The sequence below is a fragment of the Kribbella sp. NPDC055110 genome (assembly GCF_053607525.1).
The window spans coordinates 15568-38594 of record NZ_JBSGTS010000007.1 but is presented as its reverse complement, the minus strand read 5'-3'; the positions used below and the strand labels follow the sequence as shown (position 1 = coordinate 38594).

Sequence of the window (23027 nt, the reverse complement as noted above, 5' to 3'; positions counted from 1 at the left end):
GAGCGGCCTGTTCCGCCCGTCACCCAGTCATCGGACCCGCTGGTCTCGGTGTTACAGGTTCTGCCCAGTTATCGGACGTCCGTGATGCACGACTCAGCGCTGCGGACGCCTCGGGATCGTGAAGCCGTCGCTGCGGCCCTCGAACAGACCGACAGTCATCGCCTCGAGCGCGATCAGCGGCGCCACGTTCGCCTCGATCGCGTCCCGGGACATCGCGATCGCGTCGATCCGGCGGACCGTCTGCTCCGGCGTCGTCCGGCTCGCGAGCTGCTCGATGTTGCGCTGCAGCTCGGCGTTGATCAACTCGCTGCCGGACCTGGTCTGCACCACCAGCACATCCCGGTAGAGCGCCATCAGGTCGACCAGCGAACGGTCCAGAACGTCGCGTTCCCACCGCTTCGCGCGGGCCTTCTGCTGGTCCTCGAGCTCCTTCAGCGCCGCGTTGGCCTCGCGCGGCCGGGCGCCCTTCGTGCCGACGCCGAGCGCCTGCTCGAGCGCGGCCCGCTCCTTCTCGTCGACCTTCTCGGCGCTGGCCTTGGCCTCTTCCTTGGCCGCCTCGACGAGCTGCTGCGCCGCCTTCAGACAGGCCCCGAGATCGCGCAGCGCGAACGGCACCTCGAGCACCTTGTTGCGCCGCTCCCGGACCGCCTCGTCACGGGCCAGCGCCCGCGCCCGGCCGATGTGCCCCTGCGCGGCCCGCGCCGCGAACCAGGCCAGATCCTGGCTGATGTCGAGTTTCCGGCTGAGCATTTCCGCGACCGCGGCGACCGGCGGCGTCCGCAGCACCAGCAGCCGGCAGCGCGACCGAATCGTCGGTACGACGTCCTCGACCGTCGGCGCGCACAGCACCCAGAGGGTCCGCGGCGACGGCTCCTCGATGCTTTTCAGCAACGCGTCCGCGGCCTGCTCGGTGAGCCGGTCCGCGTCCTCGACGACCATCACCTGCCACCGGCCCTGTGTCGGACTCATCGCGGCCCGGCGGACCAGCTCACGGACCTCGCTGACCCGGATCGACAGCAGTTCGGTGCGGATCAGCGACACATCCGGGTGCGCGCCGCTGAGCGCCGTACGGCATTCGTTGCACTCGCCGCAGCCGTTGTTCGCGCACTGCAATGCGGCCGCGAACGCCCGGCCCGCGTTCGACCGGCCGGATCCGGGTGGCCCGGTGATCAGCCACGCGTGCGTCATCCCGGCAACAGCGGGACCGCGCTCGCCCCGCAGTACGGCGGCAGCTCCGTCGACGGCCCTCCGCAGTACGGCGACCGCGGGCTCCTGCCCGACCAGGTCGTCCCAGACACTCATAGGCCCACCTTGGGAAGCATCGGTTGGAGTCGGGCGCGGATCTGTTTCGCGATGTCCTCACGGTCCTGGCTCGCGTCGAGGACCAGGTAGTGCTGCGGCTCGGCGGCGGCCAGCTCGAGGAACGCGTTCCGCACCCGCTCGTGGAAAGCGTCGGACTGCGCCTCGATCCGGTCCCGCTCCTTGAACCTGCCGAGCCCGCTGGTCGGCGGCAGGTCCAGCAGGATCGTGAGGTTCGGGCGGAGATCGTTGGTGGCCCAACGATTCACCCGCTCGACGTCGGACAGGTCCAGGTCCCGGCCGGAGCCTTGGTACGCGAGCGCGGAGTCGACGTACCGGTCGGTGATCACGACCGCGCCGGCCTTCAGCGCGGGCTTGATCACCGAGTCGACGTGCTCGGCCTTGTCGGCGGCGTACAGCAGCGCCTCGGCGCGGTGCGAGATGTCACCGGTCGCCGGGTCCAGCACGATCTGCCGCAGCGTCTTGCCGAGGTCGGTCGCGCCGGGCTCGCGGGTCAGCAGCACCTGCTGGCCCTGTTCCTCCAGCCAATTCACGAGCATCGCGGACTGGGTCGACTTGCCGGCACCCTCGCCGCCCTCGAGCGCGATGAACAGGCCGGTCGTCGGATAGTCGCCGCGGGTCTTGCCGAAACTGCGCCGGACGTCGCGCCAGAACGGAACGCCCGGGCGGTCGTCCATCTGCCGCCAGGCGAGCAGGCCGATCACGCCGGCCAGGACCGCCGCCGCGACCATCGTCAGCGAGGCGCCGTTGTACGTCGCCGAACGGCCGCCGATCGTCCACGTGTGCCGCCCGATCGCACCCGCGGCGAACGGCGCGATCGCCAGCGTGATCGCGAGCACCGTCCGGACGGCGGACTGGACGAACGCGAACGTCCGCCCGCGCACGGCGTCCGGCACCTCGAGACCGAGCAACGTGTACCCGGAGACCCACGAGCCGCCGGCGCAGAACCCGAGCAGGATCGCGATCATCGTGGCGATCTCGATCTGCTGGATCAACGCCAGCCCGGCCAGGCAGATCCCCGACCCGACCAGCCCGGCCGCGAACAGCCGGCGCCGGGACAGCCCGGAGAAGATCCGCGGCGCGAACCCCATGCCGAGCGCGAGACCGCCGAACACGGCACCGAACAGCACGCCGTACCCGGGGTCGCCGGCGCCCAGCCCTTCGACGTACGTGCGGCCGAGGCCGATCACGACCGCACCGGCCGCGAACGCGCCGGAGATCCCGACCACGAGACCGCGAACCACCGGAGTGCCGGTGACATAGGACCAGCCCTCGACCATCGTCCGCCACAGCGTCGGATGGTCCTCGTGCTCGTGGATCGCGCGGCCGATCTCGGCGACCGACACGATCGCGAACGCCGAGATGACGAAGGTCGCGGCGTTCACGTACACGGCCAGGTCGATCGCGAAGTCGCCGGCCCAGCGCGACACCAGCGTGATCGCGGTGAAGATGACAGCGGCCGGCAACGCCGTCCCGTACGTCGTGATCAGGCTGAGCTGATTGGCCGCCTCGAGCCGGTGCCGGGGCACCAGGTTGGGCACGCTGGCGTCCTTGGCCGGACCCCAGATCAGGCTGACGATCTCGATCAGCACCGTTGCCACCAGCACCCAGGTCAGCGTGCCGACGATCGGGATGCTGACGAAGAAGGCGGCCCGGACCAGGTCGCCGACGATCATCGTCCAGCGCCGGTCCAGCCGGTCCGCGATCCAGCCCGCCACCGGGCCCATCACCAGCGCCGGCAGCACGCGCAGGAACAGCACGCCGCCGATCGCGAAGTTGGCCGCCTGGTAGTTGTCGCCGGCGAACGACTTCGCCATCGCGGTCAGCGCCAGCAGGCCGATCCAGTCACCCAGGCTCGACAGCCCGAACGCGATCCACAGCCGCCGGAACGCCCGGATCCGCAACACCGCCCGCACATCGTGCGCCGGTGCAGGATCAGTCAGCGGGTCATAAACCTCCGGCACACCGCCAGCCTAGTGGGCGGCGTGGACAGCCTCGCGCAGCGCATCCAGTGCGGCCTTCAACTCACCCGCCGGCAGGAAGCCGAACCCGAGCCGGAACACCCGCGGCTCGTCCCCGAACCAGTCCCCCGCGGCCAGCCGGACGCCCCCTTCCGCCGCCGCACGCCGGAACCGCTCGAGATCGACCGACGGCTTGAGCCGGATCACACACAACGTCCCCGCGTCCGGCCGAACCCACTCGACCAGCTCACTGTTCGCGTTCACCCAGTCCCGCGTGATCAGAAGGTTCTGCTCCAGCCAAGGCCGCCGTACGGCGAGGATCTGGTCCTCCTCCTCGAACACGCGAATCGCCAGCGCCTCGGCGACCGTGGACGCCGAAACCACCGTGCTGAACTTCGCCGTCGTCAACTGCTCGACCAGCCCGCCGTCGGTGCTGATCACCCACCCGATCCGCAACCCGGCCGCCCCGTGACACTTCGACAGCGACGCGACGGACACCACCTTCGGCCCGAGCCGGAGCGCCGTGTCCGCGACCGGATCGTCGCCGTACGACGCGATCCGATAGGTCTCGTCCACCATCAGATACGCATCGGGACAGACCTCGCTCATCGCATCCACGATCTCGCGCAGGGTCTCCTGCGGTACGGCGACACCGGACGGGTTCTGCGGCGTCGCCAAACTGACCAGCCGCGTCTCCGACGTCAACTGCGCGCGCACCGCGTCCACAGTCAGCCGGTAGCCCTCGTCGAAGGTCAGCGGCACGACCCGTACCGAAGCACCGACCGTGTCGAACGCATTGCGCGTCATCGGGAACTGCGGCGCCGTCGTCACCACCTCTCCCTCCAGCAGGTAGGCGAGCAGGAAGATCCCGTGCATCCCGCCGACGGTGACGACCACGTCCTCGGGCCGTACGCCGTGCCGGTCCGCGATCGCCGTACGGAGCCGAAGGTCGCCGGCAGCCGTGCCGTAGCCGAGTTCTAGGTCGCCCAGCTCCGGGGTGAGGAGGTCCGCGAGCCGGAGGTCCGGGCCGTAGCTCTCGCCCAGTTCGTGCCGCGGCTGCTCGGCGGTCAGGGAGATGATCGGATTGCTCGGGAAGGTCGGCATACCGCCATCGTTCTGGACTCGGGCTGGTCGGTGGAGAGCCAATCCGGCAGAATTGGTTCGCAGATGAGACCAATCGAGGTAGTCGACCGGTTGGGCCGTTGGTCGTCCGGCCGCGGCCCGCTGTACGTGCTGCTCGCGGCCCGCCTGCGGCAACTGATCGACGACGGCGAACTACCGCAGGGCGTGCTACTGCCGCCGGACCGCGCGCTGGCTGGTGCTCTGGCGGTCGGCCGTACGACGGTGGTCGCCGCCTACGACCTGCTCCGGGCCGAAGGGCGGATCGCGCGGAAGCAGGGCAGCGGGACACGGGTCGCGGGCGTTCCGTCCGAGGTACCGCCCGAGGACGCGCCGGTCGATCCCATCTTCCTGGACTCGCTGGAGGCCCGGGACGACGACGTACTGCTGGCCATCTGTGCCGCACCGGGCGATCCGCCGCCGCAGTTGGCGGAGGCATTCGCCGCGATCGCACCAAAGCTCGCCCGCATCACCGACGACATCGGCTACTACCCGTACGGGCACCTGGCGCTCCGCGAGGCGCTGGCGGATCGCTACACGGCTCGCGGCGTACCGACTGCTTACGAGCAGATCCTGGTGACCAACGGGGGCCAGCAGGCGCTTTCACTGCTCGGGCATGCGCTGCTTTCACCTGGGGACCCTGTACTCGTCGAGGCGCCGACGTACCCGGGCGCGCTGGAGGTGTTCCGCGCGGAAGGCGCCGTACTGCGTGGTCTGCCGGTGGGACTCGAAGGCCTCGAGACGGCGATCCGGGAGCGGCGGCCCGCGCTTGCGTACGTGATCCCGACGTACCAGAACCCGACCGGCTCGGTGATGTCCGCACTCGCACGTCAACGGGTGGCCGGCGCGGGCATCCCGGTGATCGAGGACGAAGTACCGGCCGACCTCGGGTTCCCAGGTGAGGCGCTGCCCACGCCGATGGCGGCGTACGGCGACTCCGTGATCTCGATCGGCTCGCTCAGCAAAAGCATCTGGGGCGGCCTCCGCATCGGCTGGATCCGCGCAACCCCACCCCTCATCAACCGCCTGGCCCGCCTCCGCGCAGTCCACGACCTAGGCGGCAACGTCCCAACCCAACTGGCCGCCGTACACCTACTACCGCTACTGGACGCGCCCGCCCTCGCCACCATGCTTAAGTCCCGCCACGACCATCTACGCGGGTTGCTAACGCAGCACCTGCCAACCTGGGACATCCCGAAAGTCACTGGCGGCCAGTGCCTCTGGGCGCACCTCCCGTACGGAGACGGCACGTCCTTCGCCCAGACCGCCCTCCGCCACGGCCTGGCAATCCTCCCCGGCTCCGGCCTAGACGTCACCGGCAACAGCGACGCCCACGTCCGCCTGCACTTCCGCGCACGCCCGAACGACCTCACCGAAGCAGTCCACCGCCTGACCCGCGCCTGGGCGGCCTATCACCCACCCACGACCCGCCCCCACCCCCGCCCATCCATCGCAATCTGAGCCGAGCGGACCCCAGCCACTCACCAACCCGCTCCTCCGGTCGCCCACGCCCCGCGGCTGAGCGTGACCGCACCCACCCAGCGCCCCTTGATGAGTGGCGGAGATCCGCCCACCCGCACCGCCGACCGAGACGACCCGCGCTAAACCAGCGCAAGCTGACTGGCGGGTGTAGAACATGGCGTTCTACACTTGGTTCCATGGAGAGCATTCCAGTACGCGAGCTCAATCAGCACACCAGCGCCGTCCTGGCGCGGGTTGCGAACGGCGAGTCCCTCGAGATCACCGTCAGCGGCCGCCCAGCAGCTCGCCTGGTGCCGATCGACGACAACACCAGCATCCGCGCCGACCTGGTTCGCCGTGGCCGGCTGATCCCCGCGAGCGATCCAGGACCACTACCGCTTCCGCCAGGTGATCCGGATCTGTCGATCGACTCCACCGACGTCGTCTCGGACCTTCGCGAGGAGCGTTTGTGATCTACCTCGACTCGGCCGCGATCGTGAAGCTGGTCCGGCCCGAGAAGGAGACGGCTGCCCTGCACGCCTGGCTGGCCGCACAGACAGACAAGGAGCTCGTGGCGTCGGCCTTGGTCCTCACCGAGGTTCCCCGGGCCTTGCGCAGAACGGATCCCGGCCGGCTTTCCGCAGTTCCAACCGTGCTGGCCAGACTCGACCGGGTTCCCGTTGACGACACGGTCCTGGCGACAGCAGCCGCGTACTCGGACCCCTTGCTGCGGACCCTCGACGCGATCCACCTCGCGAGCGCCCAGACCCTCGTCCTCGACGGGCTTCCGCTGACCGCCCTCGTCACCTATGACAAGCGCTTACTGGCCGCCGCAGCCGACGCAGGTCTCGCGACCGCTGCGCCGGGTGCGGGCTGACCGCGGGCGAACCGGGCGCCCACGCAGGCAGAAGTCGGCGTGCTGCCCGTTTTCGCGCTCGAACGGGCAGTTCTGCCTGCGTGGCGGTTCGTGTCAGGGCTTGAAGCGGAGGGTCAGGGTGGCGGGGGCGGTCTTGAGTTTGTCGCGGTCGGGGAGGGCGGGACCGCAGGCGGCGGTGCCTACGCCGGTTTGGGCGATGTCGATGGTGACGTGGGTGGTGTCGCCCGGGGTGAGGAACGCGGTGTGGGTCGCGTTCTCCAGGTCGGCCGACGTCCAGTCGCGGACGGTCAGGCCGAAGAGCTGGTCGACGGCCTCGATCCGCAGGCCGTCGAGCGTGGCCCAGCGGGTGTCGATGCGGTGGCCGTTCTCCTGCGGGCGGACGTACGGCGTCTGCAGTTCGGCGACCGTGGCGGAGTACTTACCCACCGCGGCGGCCGCGCGCGTGTCGACGTACGCCTCGTTCGGGCCGGTGCCGAACCACTCGACCTGCTGCACCTTCGGCAGTTCGAACGTGATGCCGAGCCGCGGTAGCACTTCCGGGAACAGCCCTTCCGGTACGACGCTCAACTCCAGCACCACGCCGTCGTCGACAGAGGTCCAGCGCCAGGTGCTGCGCAGGCCCCACTGCAACTGCGGCGGCGCGGTCCGGGTGACGACCTCCCAGGCCCCGTCGCGCTCACCCTGCGACACGATCCGGTGCTGCACCCGGTGCAGCCCTTCCTCACGCCACGTCGCCGCGACACCAGGAATCGCGTCGTTGTCGATCGGGGCCCGCCAAACCTCCAGCCGAGCGTTCTTCACACCCGCAACGGTGATCCCGTCAACCCCAGCCACGCCATCAGTCACCGGCGCGCCACCCGCAGCACCCACCCCCGCTGGGCGAGCCGGCTCGTCCAGCCGGATCTGGCCCCAGGCGATGCGGTGCCCGGCCTCGGCCCACGGCGTCGCCTCGGTCAAAGAAGCCGTCACGGTCACCCAGGTCTCGGGCCGCGACGCATCCACCGACGGCAACTCAACCGTCACGGTCTCACCGGCGGCGATCACCGGAACCGACAAGGTCCCACCGTCCACCTGCGAGCCCTCGGTCTCCACGACGTAGCTGAAGCTCAAGTGGCCCGTGTCGAGAACCTCGTACCGGTTGGTGATCGACACACGATTGCCGTCAGCAACGATCCGCAGCGGCTCGATCACCTTGATGTACTCGTGCATCCCGGGCGACGGCGTCCGGTCCGGGAACAGCAGTCCGTCGCAGACGAAGTTCCCGTCGTGGATCGACTCCCCGAAGTCCCCGCCGTACGCGTAGACCTCGCGCCCGTCGATCGTGGTCCGCAGACCGTGGTCGATGAACTCCCAGATGAATCCGCCCTGGCAGCGCGGGTACTTCTCGAAGACCTCGCGGTAGTCGAGCAGCCCGCCCGGCCCGTTCCCCATGGCATGCCCGTACTCACACAGAATGAAGGGCAGGTTCCGATACAGAGAGGTGTCCGCGCCGATCTCCGCGCACCCCTCGGGCGAGGTGTACATCCGCGAGTAGATGTCGACGAACTCCGCCTCGGTGTCGCGCTCGTAGTGCACCGGCCGCGACGGGTCGAGCTCCTTCACCAGGTCGTACATGTCCTTGAGGTTCGAACCCATCCCGCACTCGTTGCCGAGCGACCAGAGGACGATCGACGGGTGGTTCTTGTCCCGCTCGACGGTCCGGCGCATCCGAAGCACCATGTCGTCGCGGAACCGCTCGTCCATCACCGGGTTCGGCAGTTTCGGCGGCTGCGGCTCGTATCCGAACCCGTGCGTCTCGAGGTCGCACTCGTCGATCACATAGAGGCCATAGGAGTCGCACAGCGAGAGGAAGTGCGGGTGCGGCGGGTAGTGGCTGGTGCGGACCGCGTTGATCCCGGCCCGCTTCATGATCAGTACGTCGTCCAGCATGTCCTGCTCGGTCAGCGAGCGGCCCCGGTCCGGGTGGAACTCGTGCCGGTTGACGCCGTTGAACAGCACCCGGTTGCCGTTGACGGTGAAGATCCCGTCGACGATCGCGACGGTCCGGAACCCGATCCGCAGCCGGACGTCACCGCCCGCGGTCCGCAGTACGGCGTCGTACAGCCGCGGCACCTCGGCGCTCCAGGGCTGCACACCCTCGACGCGCACATGCTCACCCGTCGCCACCTCGAGGCCCAGTTCAGGCACCGACACCGTGCCCGGTACGTCGGACTCGACGAGCAGCGTGCCGGCGCCGTCGATGTGGTCCCACGCGGCCTTGACGAAGACGTCCGTCGGCGCGTCCGGTCGCAGTGCGAGCAGGTTGACCTCACGGAAGATCCCGGACAGCCACCACATGTCCTGGTCCTCGACGTACGAACCGGCCGACCACTGGTGCACCCGTACCGCGATCCGCGCTTCCTTGCCCGGAGCAACCAACGACGTGACGTCGAACTCCGACGGCAGCCGCGATCCCGACGACCAGCCGACCAGCTCGCCGTTCACGTACACCGCGAACCGCGAGTCCACGCCCTCGAACCGGAGCACGATCCGCGCGCCCTCGAAGTCCGCCGGCACCGTCACGGTCCGGACGTAGTCGCCGGTCGGGTTGTCGGTCGGCACGTACGGCGGCTCGAGCGGGAATGGGTAGACCACGTTCGTGTACGCCGGCGCGCCGTACCCGTTCAGCTGCCAGTGGCCCGGCACCGCGATGGTGTCCCAGCCGGAGGTGTCCGGGTCCTTCAGGTCGTCCGGCGCGTCCGCCACGGTCGGGGACAGCCGGAAGCTCCAGTCCCCGCTGAGCGGCACGCGCCCGGAGTCGTCATCCAGCCAGGCCCGCGGCGCCAGCACGTTCGACCCGGAAGCAAAGTCCTCGACATAGTCCGTCACAGGAGTCGACCCTAAGCCAACTCTGTTCATGAATCCACACCGATGAACAGATATGGACAGAGTGCCTCAGCCCTGGCAGTTCTTGCAGACTCCGACGAGGGCCACCTGTTCGGGCGCGAGGTGGAAGCCGAGTTCGCGGGCGAGCTTCTTGCGGGCGGACTCGAGCACGTCGCCGGGAGCGTCGTACACGGTGCCGCACTCGGAGCAGCGCAGGTGCAGGTGTCGCGGCGCGAGGTCCCCGGCCAGGTGGTACGTCGTACCCGCCCGGCCCAGATGCACGTGCGTGACGAGACCGAACTCACCCAGCGCGTCGAGCGCCCGGTAGACGGTGGCGCGGTGGATGCCCGGGCGGAGCTGCTCGGCGCGTTCACCGATCTGCTCGGCGCTCAGATGCTCCTCGGTCCCCGCCAGCACCTCGACCACCGCAAGCCGCGCCGGCGTGACCCGCTCCCCCCGCTCCCGCAACCGCTGCGCGCTGACCTCGACCGCACTCGTCATCCGCGCTCCTTTGCAATCGGGCTTCAGCTACCGAGCCGTCGCCCGGTGAGCACCCAAACCAATGTACTTTCCGCGTACGACGTCTCACACCTTGGGGAACTGCGATGAGTGATCAGTCGAATGCCGTCGTACGCCGCGGCGCCGCCGAGCTGAGCGGTGTGGTGCGGAACGTGCAGTTCCGCTCCGAGCTGCGCGGCGACAACGGGTCCGTCCAAGTACTGACCTTCCAGCTCGAGCAGCACGACTCCGTCGGGAAGCTGCTGCAGCCCGCGCTGGTCGAGCTGCGCGGGGTGTCGCTGGAGGGTCAGGTCGCCGACGGCGAGCAGGTGACCGTCGCCGGCAAGTGGCGCAACGGCCGCGTCGTCGCAAAGCAGGTGGTCAGCCAGACCACCGGCGCCTCGCTCCGCGCCCGGCGGCCGCCGCTGTGGGTGGCGGTACCGGTCGCGATCCTCTTCGCTGCGTTCTTCGCGTTCGTGCTCTACTTCATCATCCGCGGCTTCAGCAGCTTCGGCGGCTGAGGCCGGTCAGCTCTTCTTCGCGGCTGTCTTCTTGGTGGTCGTCTTCTTTGCGGCGGTCTTCTTGGCCACCGTCTTCTTCGCCGCAGTCTTCTTCGCAGCAGTCGTCGTCTTCTTGGCCGCGGTCTTCTTGGCAGGAGCCTTCTTCGCCACACGCTTCACCGGACCGCGGGCGCGCTTCTCCGCCAGCAGCTCGGCCGCGCGCAGCAGCGAGATGGTCTCCACCGAGTCGTCCTTGCGGAGCGTCGCGTTCGTCTCCCCGTCGGTGACATAAGGACCGAAGCGGCCCTCCTTCACCACCACAGGCTTCTTCGACTCCGGGTCCTCGCCCAGCTCCTTGAGCGGCGGCGCGGCGGCCCGCCGGCCCCGCTGCTTCGGCTCGGCGTAGATCGCCAGCGCCTCCTCGAGCGTGATGTCGAACATCTGCTCCTCGGACGACAGCGACCGCGAGTCCGTGCCCTTCTTCAGGTACGGCCCGTAGCGCCCGTTCTGCGCGGTGATCTCGTCACCGGACTCCGGGTCCTTCCCGACCACGCGCGGCAGCGACAGCAGCTTCATCGCGTCGTCGAGCCCGATCGACTCCAGCGTCATCGACTTCAGCAGCGACCCGGTCCGCGGCTTCGCGCTCTTCGGCGCGTCCTCCGGCAGTACCTCGGTCACGTACGGACCGAACCGGCCCGCCTTCGCCACCACGCGCAGACCGCTGTCCGGCGCCGTACCCAGCTCGTGCTCGACGCCCGACGGCTGCTCCAGCAGCTCCTTCGCCTTGTCGACGGTGAGCTCGTCCGGCGGCAGGTCCTCGGGCACGTTCGCGCGCCGCTCGTCCTTGTCCTCGACGTACGGCCCGTACCGCCCGACGCGGACGACGATCCCGCTGTCGTCCCCGCCGACGCCGAAGGTCGACATCTCCCGGGCGTCGATGTCGCCCAGGTCGGTGACCATCGACTTCAGGCCCTCGAGGTCGTCGTCGCCGAAGTAGAACCGGGACAGCACGCCCTCGCGCTGCAGGTCACCGGCCGCGACCTCGTCGAGCACGTCCTCCATCGTCGCGGTGAACGCGTAGTCCACCAGCCGGGTGAAGTGCTCCTCGAGCAGCCGGACGACCGCGAACGCCAGCCAGGCCGGAACCAGCGCCTGGCCCTTCTTGTAGATGTATTTGCGGGCCTGGATCGTGCCGATGATCGAGGCGTACGTCGACGGCCGCCCGATCTCGCGCTCTTCCAGCCCGCCGACCAGCGTCGCCTCGGTGTAGCGCGCCGGCGGCTTCGTCTCGTGCCCCGAGGCGGCAACGTCGATCGCGGGCAGGACGTCGCCCTCCTCGACGTTCGGCAGCCGGGTCTCCTGGTCGTCGCTCCCGGCGGACGGGTCGTCCTGCCCCTCGACGTACGCCTTGAGGAACCCGTGGAACGTGATCACCCGGCCGGACGACGTGAACTCGCACTTCTCGCCGCTGGACGCGGTCGCGTCGATCTTGATCGACACGCTGTTCCCTGCGGCGTCCTTCATCTGGGACGCGATCGTCCGCATCCAGATCAGCTCGTAGAGCCGGAACTCGGCACCGCTCAGACCGGTCTGCGCCGGAGTCTGGAAGACCTCACCGGCCGGCCGGATCGCCTCGTGCGCCTCCTGGGCGTTCTTCACCTTGGAGGTGTAGACGCGCGGCTTGTCCGGCAGGTACGACGCGCCGTACAGCTCCCGGACCTGGGCCCGGGCCGCGGTGATCGCGGTGTCCGACAGCGTGACACTGTCGGTACGCATATAGGTGATGTTGCCATTCTCGTACAGCCGCTGGGCGACCTGCATGGTCTGCGACGCGGACATGCCGAGCTTGCGGCCGGCCTCCTGCTGCAGCGTGGTGGTCCGGAACGGCGCGTACGGCCGGCGGGTGTACGGCTTGGACTCGATCGACCGGACGGTGAACTGCGAGTCGCGCAGCGCGGACGCCAGCGCGGTCGCGGTCTGCTCGTCCAGGTGGACCGTGTTCGCGCTCTTGATCTCACCGACCGAGCTGAAGTCGCGGCCCTGGGCCACCCGCTTGCTGTCCACCGAGACCAGGCGGGAACCGAACTGCCGCGGCGTCCGGCTCTCACCGGCGTCGAGGGTCGCATCGAGGTCCCAGTACGACGCGCTGCGGAAGGCGATCCGCTCACGCTCGCGGTCCACCACCATCCGGATCGCGACCGACTGCACCCGGCCCGCCGACAGCTTCGGCATGACCTTCTTCCACAGCACCGGCGAGACCTCGTACCCGTACAGCCGGTCCAGGATCCGGCGCGCCTCCTGGGCGTCGACGAGCGCCTCGTCGATGTCCCGGGCGTTGCCGACCGCTTCCTGGATCGCCTTCGGGGTGATCTCGTGGAAGACCATCCGCTTGACCGGGACCTTCGGCTTCAGTTCCTCGAGCAGGTGCCAGGCGATCGCCTCGCCCTCGCGGTCCTCATCTGTCGCCAGGAAGAGCTCGTCGGCGTCCTTGAGCAGGTCCTTGAGCTTGCGGATCTGGGCCTTCTTGTCGGCGGGCACGACGTACAACGGGTCGAAGTGGTCGTCGACGTTCACGCCCAGCCGGGCCCACGGGAGACCTTTGTACTTGGCGGGGATCTCGTCCGCCCCGCTCGGCAGGTCGCGGATGTGGCCGAAGCTGGACTCCACCACGTACCCGGACCCCAAGAAACCCGCGATCATCCGCGCCTTCTTCGGCGACTCCACGATCACGAGACGGGTCCCTACGGCTGTTTTCGTCCCTGCTGCCCCTGCCACTGCGCTCCCTACTCTCGTCCTGCCGACAACGCCCCTACTCCGTCGTCTGTTCCCCCGGGCACAGACCGACCCCGTCCGAGGACAGGGTACGGCCGACGGCAACGCATTTCTCAACGCACGGTAACCGCTGCGGCCCCCTTCATGCCTCTCAGGGTTCCAGAAAGTGTCGAACAACCCACCGTCACCGCGCGTCGCGAGACTGCCACAGACTGCCCTGGGGCGCCCAACGAGAGTACGCCGTCTCAGCGGGCGAACCGGACCTCGGGGAACTTGGAGGAGTCTCCACGCAGCAGGAGGGACGGTCGGCGACGCAGCGTCTGGTCGAAGAACGCGGCGACGTACTCGCGCTGCGCCAGCACGCTGCGCGCCGGTTTCGCGCTGCCCACGAGCGCCTTCATCACCGACGTGATGATCGGGTCCTCGCCGTAGATCTCATGGAACAGCTGCGAAAAGATGAACTGGTAGTCGGTGAAGGCCCGCTGCTTGGTGCTGCCCAATGTCAGGTTCAGCTTCCCGCCGCGCTGCGCCGCCCAGAAACTCGCCCACGACTTGTCGTAGTACTCCTTACCTGGATCGGTCCGCTGCGTCTCGGCCGAACCGAACAGCAGGAACGGACGGTCCAGTCCCCGCTCCGCGACCTCACCGAGCGGCCCCTTGAGCCGGTCGTCCTGCAACGTGCCGTCCAGGTCGATCCCGGCCAGCACCCGCTCGTCCTCGAGCATCGTGTTCGCGGCCGTGTACCCACCGAGCGCGAACCCGAACATGCCGATCTTGCGCAGATCCAGCCCCTCCGCGAGCCCGCTGGGCAGATCCTTGCCTCCGGCATCGATGTTCTGGCCGCCGGCGAGCCGCTCCAACTCGTCCAGCACGAAGCGCGCGTCCGCGGTCCGGGTCACGAGCGCCTTCCGGATCTCGTCTGGATCAGCCGGTTCTGCCGTCGGTGCGCCCGGCAGGAACCGCCCGCCGGGGAACTCCACCGGCGTCTCGTGCGAGTGGTCCATCGTCACCACGACGTACCCCCGACCGACCAGATCCTCCACCTGCGCGGTGTTCACGAAGCGGCTGTACTGATACCCGGGCGAGAACAGTACGACGGGATGCCGGAACCGCTGCATCGGTACGTCGACGCGCGCATGCGTCTCGGTGTTCGCGAAGTCGAACGAGCCGCTCGGGAGGGCGAGCCCGTAATCACTCGTCCAAGTGTCGTCCACCTCGACTGCGGTCCTTGGCGGCATGTATTTCGCGAACGGTGCTGCCCCGAACATGCCGGCCGGATACCAGAGGCTGATCATCAGCTCGCGCCGGCCGCTCGGCATGCTCGGATCCGGGCGGGAGCGGTCGATCAGGTGGATCGCGGTCGTCCCGAGCGCCTTCCGCCCAGTCGGCTGTGGCAGCCGAAACCGCACCGGGTGGAAATCGGGATCACCCGCCGAACGGATCCCGCCGAGACGGTCAGGAGCGAGGCGGTCGGGGCCGAGGCGGTCCGGGTCGAACGGCGAAGCCTGCGCCAGGCCCGGTGTCGCGGCTGCGACGCCGGCCGCCAGTCCGGCCAGCAGACCTGCCGACAGGACGTGACGCCTGGTGAAGACGTGACTGCTGGGGCTGCTGGGACGCCTGTTCGTCATGCGACTCATCGTCATCGGGGAGTTTCACTCCGTGATAGCGACACCGTCTCAACTTGATGAAGCTGACCTGATGACAATCCGGGGCCGGTGAGCTTCAATGTGCGCATCTTGTTCATTGATGCGTGAAGTGAGGCAATCGTGAGCATCTTTGTCCGCATGAAACGTTCAGTAGTTGCCCTAGCATTGCTAGCCGGTGCGCTGGTGTACACGGCCGGTTCCGCGCAGGCCGCCGGCACCACGCTCGGTGACATCAGCGGGTTCGCCGCCGACCAGGCGACGTACACCCTCAGCGCCGGGCCCGCGAAGGTCCGGGTCGTGTTCCTCAAGGACGACGTGTTCCGGCTGTGGATGGCGCCGGACGGGAACTTCACCGATCCCGCCAACACCGGCGAGGGCTCGAACATCGTCACCAAGACCGACTACGGGACGCCGCGGACGACCTGGAGGGACCGCGGCACGTACTACTCGCTGAGCACCGGCAAGATCGAGGTCCGCGCTCAGAAGCAGCCGCTGAAGTTCTCGGTGTACCGCTCGAACGGCCAGCTGGTGTGGGCCGAGGCGGCGCCGCTGTCCTGGACCGACACGTCCACCACACAGACACTCGGCCGCGGAGCGAACGAGCAGTTCTTCGGCGGCGGCATGCAGAACGGCCGGTTCTCGCACCGCGACCAGACGATCAAGATCTCGCGGGACTTCAACTGGGAGGACGGCGGCAACCCGAACGCCTCGCCGTACTACATGAGCACGGCGGGGTACGGCGTACTCCGGAACACGTTCAGCCCGGGTAGTTACAACTTCACTAGTCCCGTTGTCACTAGTCACGACGAGAAGCGGTTCGACGCGTACTACTTCGTCGGCGACCTGAAGACCTCGCTCGACCGCTACACCGAGCTCACCGGCCGGCCGTTCATGCCGCCGATCTACGGGCTCGAGTACGGCGACTCGGACTGCTACAACCGCGGTCACTACGGGACGGACCCGGACCCCAGCAACGACTGGAAGGTCAACCCGGACAAGGTGACGACGCTGGACGCGGTCAAGGTCGCGCAGCGGTTCCACGACGAGGACATGCCGGGCGGCTGGATGCTCGTCAACGACGACTACGGCTGCGGGTACTCCGCCAACACCGAGTCCGAGCAGGTCGACGGCACCTGGTGGGGTAAGCGGGACATCCCGGCACTGAAACAGGCCGGCGACGACCTGCGCGCACGGAACATCCAGATGGGTCTGTGGACGCAGTCGAACCTGGACCGGCAGCCCGCCGAGGTCGGCGAGGCTGGTGTCCGCGTCCGGAAGCTCGACGTCGCGTGGGTCGGTCCGGGGTACCGGTACGCACTGACTGCCTGCGACACCGCGCACGACGGGATAGAGCAGTACAGCAACGCCCGCGGGTTCGCGTGGATGGTCGAGGGCTGGGCCGGCGCGCAGCGGTGTGCCGTCCAGTGGACCGGTGACCACAGCGGTTCGCTCGACGCCATCAAGTGGCAGATCCCCGCGATCACCGGGTCCGGCAACTCCGGCATCGCCTACAGCGCAGGCGATGTGGACGGGATCTTCGGTGGCTCCGCGACGTCGTACGTGCGGGATCTGCAGTGGAAGGTGTTCAACCCCGCGTTCATGACCATGTCCGGCTGGTCGACGCCGGCGTACAAGCAGCCCTGGGCGTACGGCGATCCGTACACCTCGATCAACCGCAAGTACCTGAAGCTGCGGGAGCGGCTGCTGCCGTACTTCTACACGTACGCCGCCGAAGCGCACCGGACCGGCGCGCCGCTGAACCGGTCGCTGGTGCTGGAGTACCCGACCGACCCTCGCACCTGGGACGACACCACCAAGTACGAGTTCCTGGCCGGCAAGGAGTTCCTGGTCGCTCCGATGTACGGCGCGGACGAAGTGAAGAACGGGATTTACCTGCCCGCCGGCCGGTGGATCGACTACTGGACGGGCCGTGTGTACCAGGGCCCGACGACCGTGAACGGGTACCACGCGTCGCTCGACACGCTGCCGTTGTTCGTGAAGGCGGGCGCGGTGGTGCCGATGTGGAAGTCCGGGATCAACAACGCCGCCGAGCAGGGCTTCGGCGACCGGGTGAGCGTCGACATCTACCCGTCCGGGAAGTCGTCGTTCTCGATGTACGAGGACGATCGCGTGACCCGGTCCGGGAAGTCCGCGACGCAGACGTTCGCGGTCGACGCGCCGACGCAGGGCCGCGGCGACGTGACCGTGAAGATCGGCGCCAGCATCGGCTCGTACGACGGCAAGCCGGCGACCCGCCCGTACGAGCTGACCGTCCACACCGGCTCCGCCCCGCACAACGTCACGATCGACGGCCGCCCGGCTCAGTGGACCTACGCGGACGGCGTGGTGAAGGTGCAGACCGCCTCGATCCCAACGTCCCGGAGCGCCGTGGTCGTGCTGTCCGGCACGTCCGCAGTGGGTGGACCGGATGTCACGAACACCTTCGGGACGCCTGAACTCACCACGCCGTCATTGTGGAACGCTCCGGGCCAGGCGACGGAGGTGACCGCGTCGTTCCGCAACGGCACCGCCACGACGGTGCGCGACGTACGGCTCGACGTACAGGTGCCGGCCGGGTGGAGCGTCAGCGGCGCGAACACCTTCGCGTCGGTGGATCCCGGCCGAACCGTGACGACCAAGCTGCAGGTCACGCCCGGCGCGGACGTGAAACCCGCGAGCTTCACGTTGACGTTGAACGCGTCGTACGTTGCTCAGGGCAAGAGTTATGCGAACACCTCGACCGGTACGGCGCAGTTGCCGTACGCCTCGTTGTCGCAGGCCGCGAACGTGGTCGGGGTGAGCGACGCGTCGACGTACAAACAAGGGAACTTCGACGGATCGGGCAACAGCTTCAACGGTGAGGCGCTCGCGACGGCCGGGTACACACCTGGTGCGACCGTGAACGTCCAGGGCGCCGACTTCACCTGGCCGAGCGGTGCGCCCGGTACGCCGAACCTGGTGAAGAACCAGTCGGCTCCGATCCTCGTGACGGGCACCGGATCACATCTAGCACTGCTAGGCGCCGGTGCGAGTCTGAACGCTCGCGGGACAGTGACGGTCATCTACACCGACGGGTCGACCTCCGAGGGCACATTCCAGTTGCCGAACTGGTGCTGCCAGGACCCGACAACGGGAGGCGCCAAGCTGGCCGTGTCGGTCAAGGGGCGGTACACGGCGGCCGGGTTGAGCAATACGACGACGGACTACCGGGTGTTCTACACCGCCGTACCGCTCGATCCCGGGAAGACCGTGAAGGCGATCAAGCTGCCGGGCGGCGGACTGGGCTTCTTCGCGGCCACGATCGCCGACAAGCCGTTGCCACCGGCACCTACCGGCGAGAACTGGGTCAGCGACCTGGAGTTCCTTGACTCCACCAACGGCTGGGGCCCGGTCGAGCGCGACCACAGCAACGGCGAGGACGCAGCCGGCGACGGCGGCCCGATCACGCTCGACGGCGTCCAGTACGCGAAGGGGCTCGGCGCCCACGCCCCCTCGTCGGTGAGCGTCCGCCTCGGCGGCAACTGCACCAGCTTCACCAGCAAACTGGGCATCGACGACGAAATGGAGGACCGCGGCAAGGTCACCTTCAAGGTCCTGACCGACGGCACCGCCCGCTACACCTCAGACCAGCTGACCGGCACCTCCCCAACCGCCACCACCACAGTCGACGTAACCGGCGCCCAAACCCTGACCCTCCAAGTAACCGACGGAGGCGACGGCAACACCAGCGACCACGCCGACTGGGCGGACGCCAACCTCACCTGTAACCCCTAACTCCACCCGAGGGGCCACCCCACCACCCCACGGGTGGCCCCTCAACCAACATCCCCGCACCCCGCCGCTTTCCACGCGGGACCCACCCCGTGAACCCGCCCTCACCCGGCCCATTTCCCCACCGACAACCACTCCGCCACCCCGGTCACCCCATCACCCCGCCCGCACCCCGGTCACCTCGCGGCACACCGCCCGTCACCCCGCCCGTTCCCCGCCCGTCGTCCCGCCGGCACCCCACCCGTTCCCCGCCCGTCACCCTGCCCGCACCCCGCCAGCACCCCACCCATTCCCCCGCCCCGCGACCACCCCGCGCGACGCGCCGCGCGCTGAACACCCGCGACCATCAACCCGCCCGCACCCGTCGATCACCCCCTTAACCCGCGCCCGCACCCGTCGACCCGCCCGTCAATCACCCCCTCAACCCGCGCCCGCACCCGTCGACCCGCCCGTCAATCACCCCCTCAACCCGCGCCCGCACCCGTCGACCCGCCCGTCAATCACCCACCGCCGCACGGATCAACCGTCTCGCGCATCCGATGTGTGGGTGATGGTCACCACATCCGCGACTTGGAACAGGCCATGGTGGGCTAGAACCTGACATTCCCTGTCGCCGCCCACCAACTCCTGTTCCCAGTCCCCACCGTCGCCCCGCCCCCGCCCCCGCACCCCGCCATGCCCGCCGGCCCCCAGCCCCGTCCGGGGATCTTCGGGGCAGCGCAGCAACAATCCGAAGACCGGATATCCCCTCGTGTTGGGGGTTCTCTGCTGGTATGCGAAGGGATAACCCCCAACACGAGGGGATATCCATCCCCGTACGCCGCCGCCGGCGCAGACGTGGTTGGCTGGCGGGGCGCTGCGCCGCGGGCGGGGCGATGGCCGCAGGCCGGGTGCTGCGCCGCGGGCCGGGTGAGGGGCGGGGTGATGCGCCGCGGGTGGGTGACCGCGCTCGCAGGCAGGGTCATGCGCCGCGAGCGCGGTGAGGGGCGAGGTGATGAGCGGGGTGATGGCCCGCGGGCGGGGCGAGGGGTGGGGCGAGGGGGTGATGCGCCGCGGGCGGCTCATGGTCCGCGGGCGGGTCATGCTCCGCGAGCGGGGCGATGGGCCGCGGGTGGGGCGATGCGCCGCGGGTGGGGTGATGCGCCGCGGGTGCGGTGATGGGCGGGGTGGGTGAAGGGCGGGGTGGGGTGGGGGTGGGTGGGTGCGAGGATGTGGGGATGCGGGAGTTTGCGGGGCGTGTGGTGGTGGGGTTGCGTGCGGCGTTTGTTGGGGCGGGGTACACCACCGACGGGGTTGCTGCGCGGCTCGGCGTACAGGCGAACGCGGCGTTGGCGCGGAACGAGACCGCGGCAGCGGCCCGTCGTACGGCGGCGGGCGATGCGCTCGACACGATGATCCGATTGTTTCTGCTCCAGCGAGCCGTGCCGGAAAACGTTGTAAATAAGGCGTTTCCGGGAGTCGATCTGGTTGCTCTGGGCATCGTTGAGCGTAGTGCAGGTGAGGTGCGGGCGGCCGTCGATATCAGGCCGTTTGCGGAGGATGGGCGGGACTGGTGGGTGGTGGCGGATCTGACGCCGGGGCTGGACGGGCGGCGGGAGGCGATGCGGTCCGACTATGTGCTTGGGATCGCGCCGGCCAGTCTGAGCCTCATCCACCTCACGGTCCCGATCAAGGCGGACCGGGCCCTCGACATCGGCACCGGGTGTGGCATCCAGTCGTTGCATCTGGCGGATCGCGTCAACCAACTGACAGCAACCGACGTCAACCCGCGCGCGCTTCAGCTCGCCAGAGCGACGGCCGCGCTGAACCACATCGACCTCGACCTCCGCGACGGCAGCCTGTACGAGCCCGTCCGAGGCGAGCGTTTCGACCTCATCGTCAGCAACCCGCCGTACGTGATCTCTCCGCCCGGCGGCGACCTGACCTACCGCGAGACGGAGTACGCCGGTGACTCAGTCGTCGAGCAGCTGATAACGCAGGCGCCGGACCACCTGACCGACGGCGGCTGGTGCCAACTGCTCGCCAACTGGACCTGTGTTCGCGGCGAGGACTGGCAGGACCGGATCGCCGCCTGGACAGGTACTCGCTCCGCCTGGGCGGTTCAGCGCGAGCAACTCGACCCGTCCGAGTACGTCGAGCTCTGGCTCCGGGACGCGGGCCTGCACGGCTCAGCGCAGTACACCACGAGGTACGACGAATGGATGCGCTATCTCGACGAGCACAACGTCGAGGCGATCGGCATGGGCTGGATCACGCTGCACAACGTCGAAGGATCGCTCGACGCCGAGGCCTGGCCGTACGAGATCGAGCGCCCGATCGGCCCGCACGTACTGCACCGCTTCGAACGCATCGAGGGCCTCCCGGCCGACCTGACCGGGCTGCACCTGCGCGTGGCCGACGACGTCATCCAGGAGACCACCGGACAGCCCGGAGCCGAGGACCCGGCGACTATCGTGCTCAGACGGCAGCGTGGCATGCGGAGAGCCGAGCGGGTCGACACGGTCCTGGCCGGCTTCGTCGGCGCGTGCGACGGCGACCTGAGCACCGGACAGATCCTCGCCGCGCTGGCCGACCTGATGGACCGACCGATCGTCGACGTGCTCTCCGACTACCTCCCACAGATCAGAAACCTCGTAATAGAAGGCTTCTTGAATTACTGACCAGCGCGCCGGCGTCGGCGCTTCTCGGCGTACATGCGCCGATCCGCCTCGGTCAGCAGCTCGGCAACCGCCGTACCGTCCGTACTGCTCGCCTGCCCGACACTCAACCGCAACATCGCGAACCAGGGCTCTGAAGCCCGCTCCGCCTCACGATCCGCCGCAGCCTTGATCCGCTCGACCAACTCAGGTGCACCCCGCTCGTCCGGGTTGTCGAGTACGACGACGAACTCGTCCCCGCCCGCGCGCGCCACGACGTCCTCCGCGCGGCACTGCTCGGTCAGCAGCGTCCCGACCCGCCGCAGCACCTCGTCGCCGCTGGCATGCCCGTAGCTGTCGTTGATCACCTTCAGGTTGTCCACGTCGATGGCGACCACCGCGATCGAGCGGCCGGAGTCCTGCGCCACCGACATCCGCTCGTCGAGCGCCCGCCGATTTCCCACGCCGGTCAGCGGATCCTCCCGCGCCGCCCGCCACTCGGCGTCGTGCCGGATGGAGAGCTCGTGGTTGGCCAGTGCACTCCGTACGGCGTAGAGCCCGCGCAACCGCTCCGCCCACCAGCCACGGCTGATTGCCCGCGCGTACTGCAGTCCGGAGGACGCACCAGTGTCTCCGGCTGCTGCGCTGATCTGTACGGCGGTGTGCCGGATCAGCGCCTCCACGGGCGGGTCCGACGTCGGCGGCAGGTCGCTCGCCGCCCGGTCCGCGGCGTCCATCGCTTCGCCGATCCGGTTGCGCGCCAGGTACGCCCTGGCCAGGTACGCGCCCGCGATCGCGGCCAGTTCGAGATCGCCGAGCTTGGCCAGCTGGTCCCGGCAGTCCTTCAGGATCACGGCCGCCTCGCCCGCGTCGGCGGTGTCGTTGCTCGCCGCGAGCCACATCCGTCCGGCCATCGGCCAGTACCCGAGCAGATCCGCGGCGAGGATCGCCTCCACCGCCTCGCCCGCCCAGCGGTGCGCGTCGCGTCGACGTTCCTTGATCTCCTCGTCGTACGTCGTGTCGCCGAGCCGCTCGAGCTCGTGGGCCCAGCGCAGGTTGGACTCGGCCAGGTTCAGCCGGTTGATCGCCGGCGCCTCGGGCAGACCGAGCGGGTCGTGGTCGCCGTCGGCGGCGAGCTCGAAGTGCGGGATGCACAGCTCGTACAGCCGGAGCAGATCGTAGGCGTAGCCGAGGCCGGTGTGCGCCCAGCCCGCCAGGCCGAGGTCGCGAGTCCGGGACAGCGCGTTCTCCGCGGCGACCAGGTCGGCGACCGAGTCCCCGCCCTCGCCTGTCCGGATCAGGGTGACGATCCGGATCGCGATCGCGTTCGCCTCCCAACCCGGCTCGTCGATCGCGCGGGCGACCCGGATGCAGCTGTCGACGGCGTCCAGTGCCTCGACCGAGTCGGTGGCGTGATGCGCCGCGACGGCCCGCACGTACTCCGCGGCGGCTCGTTCGCTACTGGGCTGCGGGTCCAGCTCCGCGAGCAGCGCGTTCAGCTCGAGTGACGCCTCGGCCGGGCTGCCCGACTGCGCCCGCGTCATCGCTGCCGCGATCCGCGTCGTCACCCCGGACGTCTCCCGCACCACACCTCCCCCTTC

Annotated in this window: 14 protein-coding genes; 6 read left to right on the top strand and 8 right to left on the bottom strand. The window is 69.1% G+C overall.

Annotated elements, in window-relative coordinates; genetic code table 11:
- Positions 1 to 93 precede the first annotated feature (93 nt).
- From ACWF0M_RS13150 to ACWF0M_RS13140, 3 genes are read right to left on the bottom strand one after another with little or no spacing between them, the layout of a single operon-like run.
- Positions 94 to 1302: a DNA polymerase III subunit delta' gene (locus ACWF0M_RS13150; protein WP_452235868.1), complete on the bottom strand. Its 1209-nt coding sequence runs from the start codon at positions 1300 to 1302 to the stop codon at positions 94 to 96.
- Positions 1299 to 3284 carry a dTMP kinase gene (tmk, locus tag ACWF0M_RS13145; protein WP_452235867.1) on the bottom strand — a complete coding sequence of 662 codons (1986 nt, stop codon included), beginning with the start codon at positions 3282 to 3284 and terminating at the stop codon, positions 1299 to 1301. Before tmk ends, ACWF0M_RS13150 begins: the two co-directional genes overlap by 4 nt.
- A 9-nt stretch (positions 3285 to 3293) precedes the next feature.
- A complete protein-coding gene (locus ACWF0M_RS13140) occupies positions 3294 to 4385 on the bottom strand; it encodes a pyridoxal phosphate-dependent aminotransferase (protein WP_452235866.1) in 1092 nt (363 codons plus the stop codon).
- 63 nt (positions 4386 to 4448) lie between these two features.
- Between ACWF0M_RS13140 and ACWF0M_RS13135 the strand changes: the two genes are divergently transcribed.
- The 3 genes from ACWF0M_RS13135 to ACWF0M_RS13125 all read left to right on the top strand — a co-directional run bounded on the left by ACWF0M_RS13135 (position 4449) and on the right by ACWF0M_RS13125 (position 6738).
- Positions 4449 to 5861: an aminotransferase-like domain-containing protein gene (locus ACWF0M_RS13135; protein WP_452235865.1), complete on the top strand. Its 1413-nt coding sequence runs from the start codon at positions 4449 to 4451 to the stop codon at positions 5859 to 5861.
- Positions 5862 to 6058: 197 nt separating this feature from the next.
- Positions 6059 to 6334 (top strand): type II toxin-antitoxin system Phd/YefM family antitoxin, encoded by a 276-nt coding sequence (locus ACWF0M_RS13130; protein WP_452235864.1) that lies wholly within the window; start codon positions 6059 to 6061, stop codon positions 6332 to 6334.
- Complete coding sequence (locus ACWF0M_RS13125) at positions 6331 to 6738, top strand: type II toxin-antitoxin system VapC family toxin (RefSeq protein ID WP_452235863.1); 408 nt, start codon at positions 6331 to 6333, stop codon at positions 6736 to 6738. Before ACWF0M_RS13130 ends, ACWF0M_RS13125 begins: the two co-directional genes overlap by 4 nt.
- Before the next feature lie 93 nt (positions 6739 to 6831).
- Here ACWF0M_RS13125 and ACWF0M_RS13120 read toward each other — a convergent pair whose 3' ends face one another.
- Both ACWF0M_RS13120 and ACWF0M_RS13115 read right to left on the bottom strand, forming a co-directional pair.
- Positions 6832 to 9606 (bottom strand): glycoside hydrolase family 2 TIM barrel-domain containing protein, encoded by a 2775-nt coding sequence (locus ACWF0M_RS13120; protein ID WP_452235862.1) that lies wholly within the window; start codon positions 9604 to 9606, stop codon positions 6832 to 6834.
- A gap of 66 nt (positions 9607 to 9672) precedes the next feature.
- A complete protein-coding gene (locus ACWF0M_RS13115) occupies positions 9673 to 10104 on the bottom strand; it encodes a Fur family transcriptional regulator (RefSeq protein WP_452235861.1) in 432 nt (143 codons plus the stop codon).
- A gap of 104 nt (positions 10105 to 10208) precedes the next feature.
- Here ACWF0M_RS13115 and ACWF0M_RS13110 point away from each other — a divergent pair, with 104 nt between their 5' ends.
- Positions 10209 to 10622: a hypothetical protein gene (locus tag ACWF0M_RS13110; protein WP_452235860.1), complete on the top strand. Its 414-nt coding sequence runs from the start codon at positions 10209 to 10211 to the stop codon at positions 10620 to 10622.
- Between the two features lie 6 nt (positions 10623 to 10628).
- Here the strand turns inward: ACWF0M_RS13110 and topA are convergent, their stop codons facing one another.
- Both topA and ACWF0M_RS13100 read right to left on the bottom strand, forming a co-directional pair.
- On the bottom strand, positions 10629 to 13331 hold the full coding sequence (topA, locus tag ACWF0M_RS13105; protein ID WP_452235859.1) for a type I DNA topoisomerase: 2703 nt from the start codon (positions 13329 to 13331) through the stop codon (positions 10629 to 10631).
- Between the two features lie 287 nt (positions 13332 to 13618).
- Positions 13619 to 15001, bottom strand: coding sequence for a hypothetical protein (locus ACWF0M_RS13100; RefSeq protein WP_452235858.1), 1383 nt, complete (start codon positions 14999 to 15001; stop codon positions 13619 to 13621).
- Positions 15002 to 15157: 156 nt separating this feature from the next.
- Between ACWF0M_RS13100 and ACWF0M_RS13095 the strand changes: the two genes are divergently transcribed.
- Together ACWF0M_RS13095 and ACWF0M_RS13090 are read left to right on the top strand one after the other, a co-directional pair.
- Positions 15158 to 18793, top strand: coding sequence for an NPCBM/NEW2 domain-containing protein (locus ACWF0M_RS13095; RefSeq protein ID WP_452235857.1), 3636 nt, complete (start codon positions 15158 to 15160; stop codon positions 18791 to 18793).
- 1214 nt (positions 18794 to 20007) lie between these two features.
- Complete coding sequence (locus tag ACWF0M_RS13090; protein WP_452235856.1) at positions 20008 to 21450, top strand: DUF7059 domain-containing protein; 1443 nt, start codon at positions 20008 to 20010, stop codon at positions 21448 to 21450.
- Here the strand turns inward: ACWF0M_RS13090 and ACWF0M_RS13085 are convergent.
- Positions 21444 to 23012: a diguanylate cyclase gene (locus ACWF0M_RS13085; RefSeq protein ID WP_452235855.1), complete on the bottom strand. Its 1569-nt coding sequence runs from the start codon at positions 23010 to 23012 to the stop codon at positions 21444 to 21446. The genes ACWF0M_RS13090 and ACWF0M_RS13085 overlap by 7 nt on opposite strands.
- Positions 23013 to 23027 lie beyond the last annotated feature (15 nt).

What these genes read in the sequence shown, in the direction of transcription:
- ACWF0M_RS13130 (WP_452235864.1), top strand. Translation starts at nt 6,059, where the DNA reads ATGGAGAGCATTCCAGTACGCGAGCTCAATCAGCACACCAGCGCCGTC.
- ACWF0M_RS13090 (WP_452235856.1), top strand. Translation starts at nt 20,008, where the DNA reads ATGCGGGAGTTTGCGGGGCGTGTGGTGGTGGGGTTGCGTGCGGCGTTT.
- ACWF0M_RS13135 (WP_452235865.1), top strand. Translation starts at nt 4,449, where the DNA reads ATGAGACCAATCGAGGTAGTCGACCGGTTGGGCCGTTGGTCGTCCGGC.
- ACWF0M_RS13110 (WP_452235860.1), top strand. Translation starts at nt 10,209, where the DNA reads ATGAGTGATCAGTCGAATGCCGTCGTACGCCGCGGCGCCGCCGAGCTG.
- ACWF0M_RS13115 (WP_452235861.1), bottom strand. Translation starts at nt 10,104, where the DNA reads ATGACGAGTGCGGTCGAGGTCAGCGCGCAGCGGTTGCGGGAGCGGGGG.
- ACWF0M_RS13140 (WP_452235866.1), bottom strand. Translation starts at nt 4,385, where the DNA reads ATGCCGACCTTCCCGAGCAATCCGATCATCTCCCTGACCGCCGAGCAG.
- ACWF0M_RS13095 (WP_452235857.1), top strand. Translation starts at nt 15,158, where the DNA reads ATGAAACGTTCAGTAGTTGCCCTAGCATTGCTAGCCGGTGCGCTGGTG.
- ACWF0M_RS13150 (WP_452235868.1), bottom strand. Translation starts at nt 1,302, where the DNA reads ATGAGTGTCTGGGACGACCTGGTCGGGCAGGAGCCCGCGGTCGCCGTA.
- ACWF0M_RS13100 (WP_452235858.1), bottom strand. Translation starts at nt 15,001, where the DNA reads ATGACGAACAGGCGTCCCAGCAGCCCCAGCAGTCACGTCTTCACCAGG.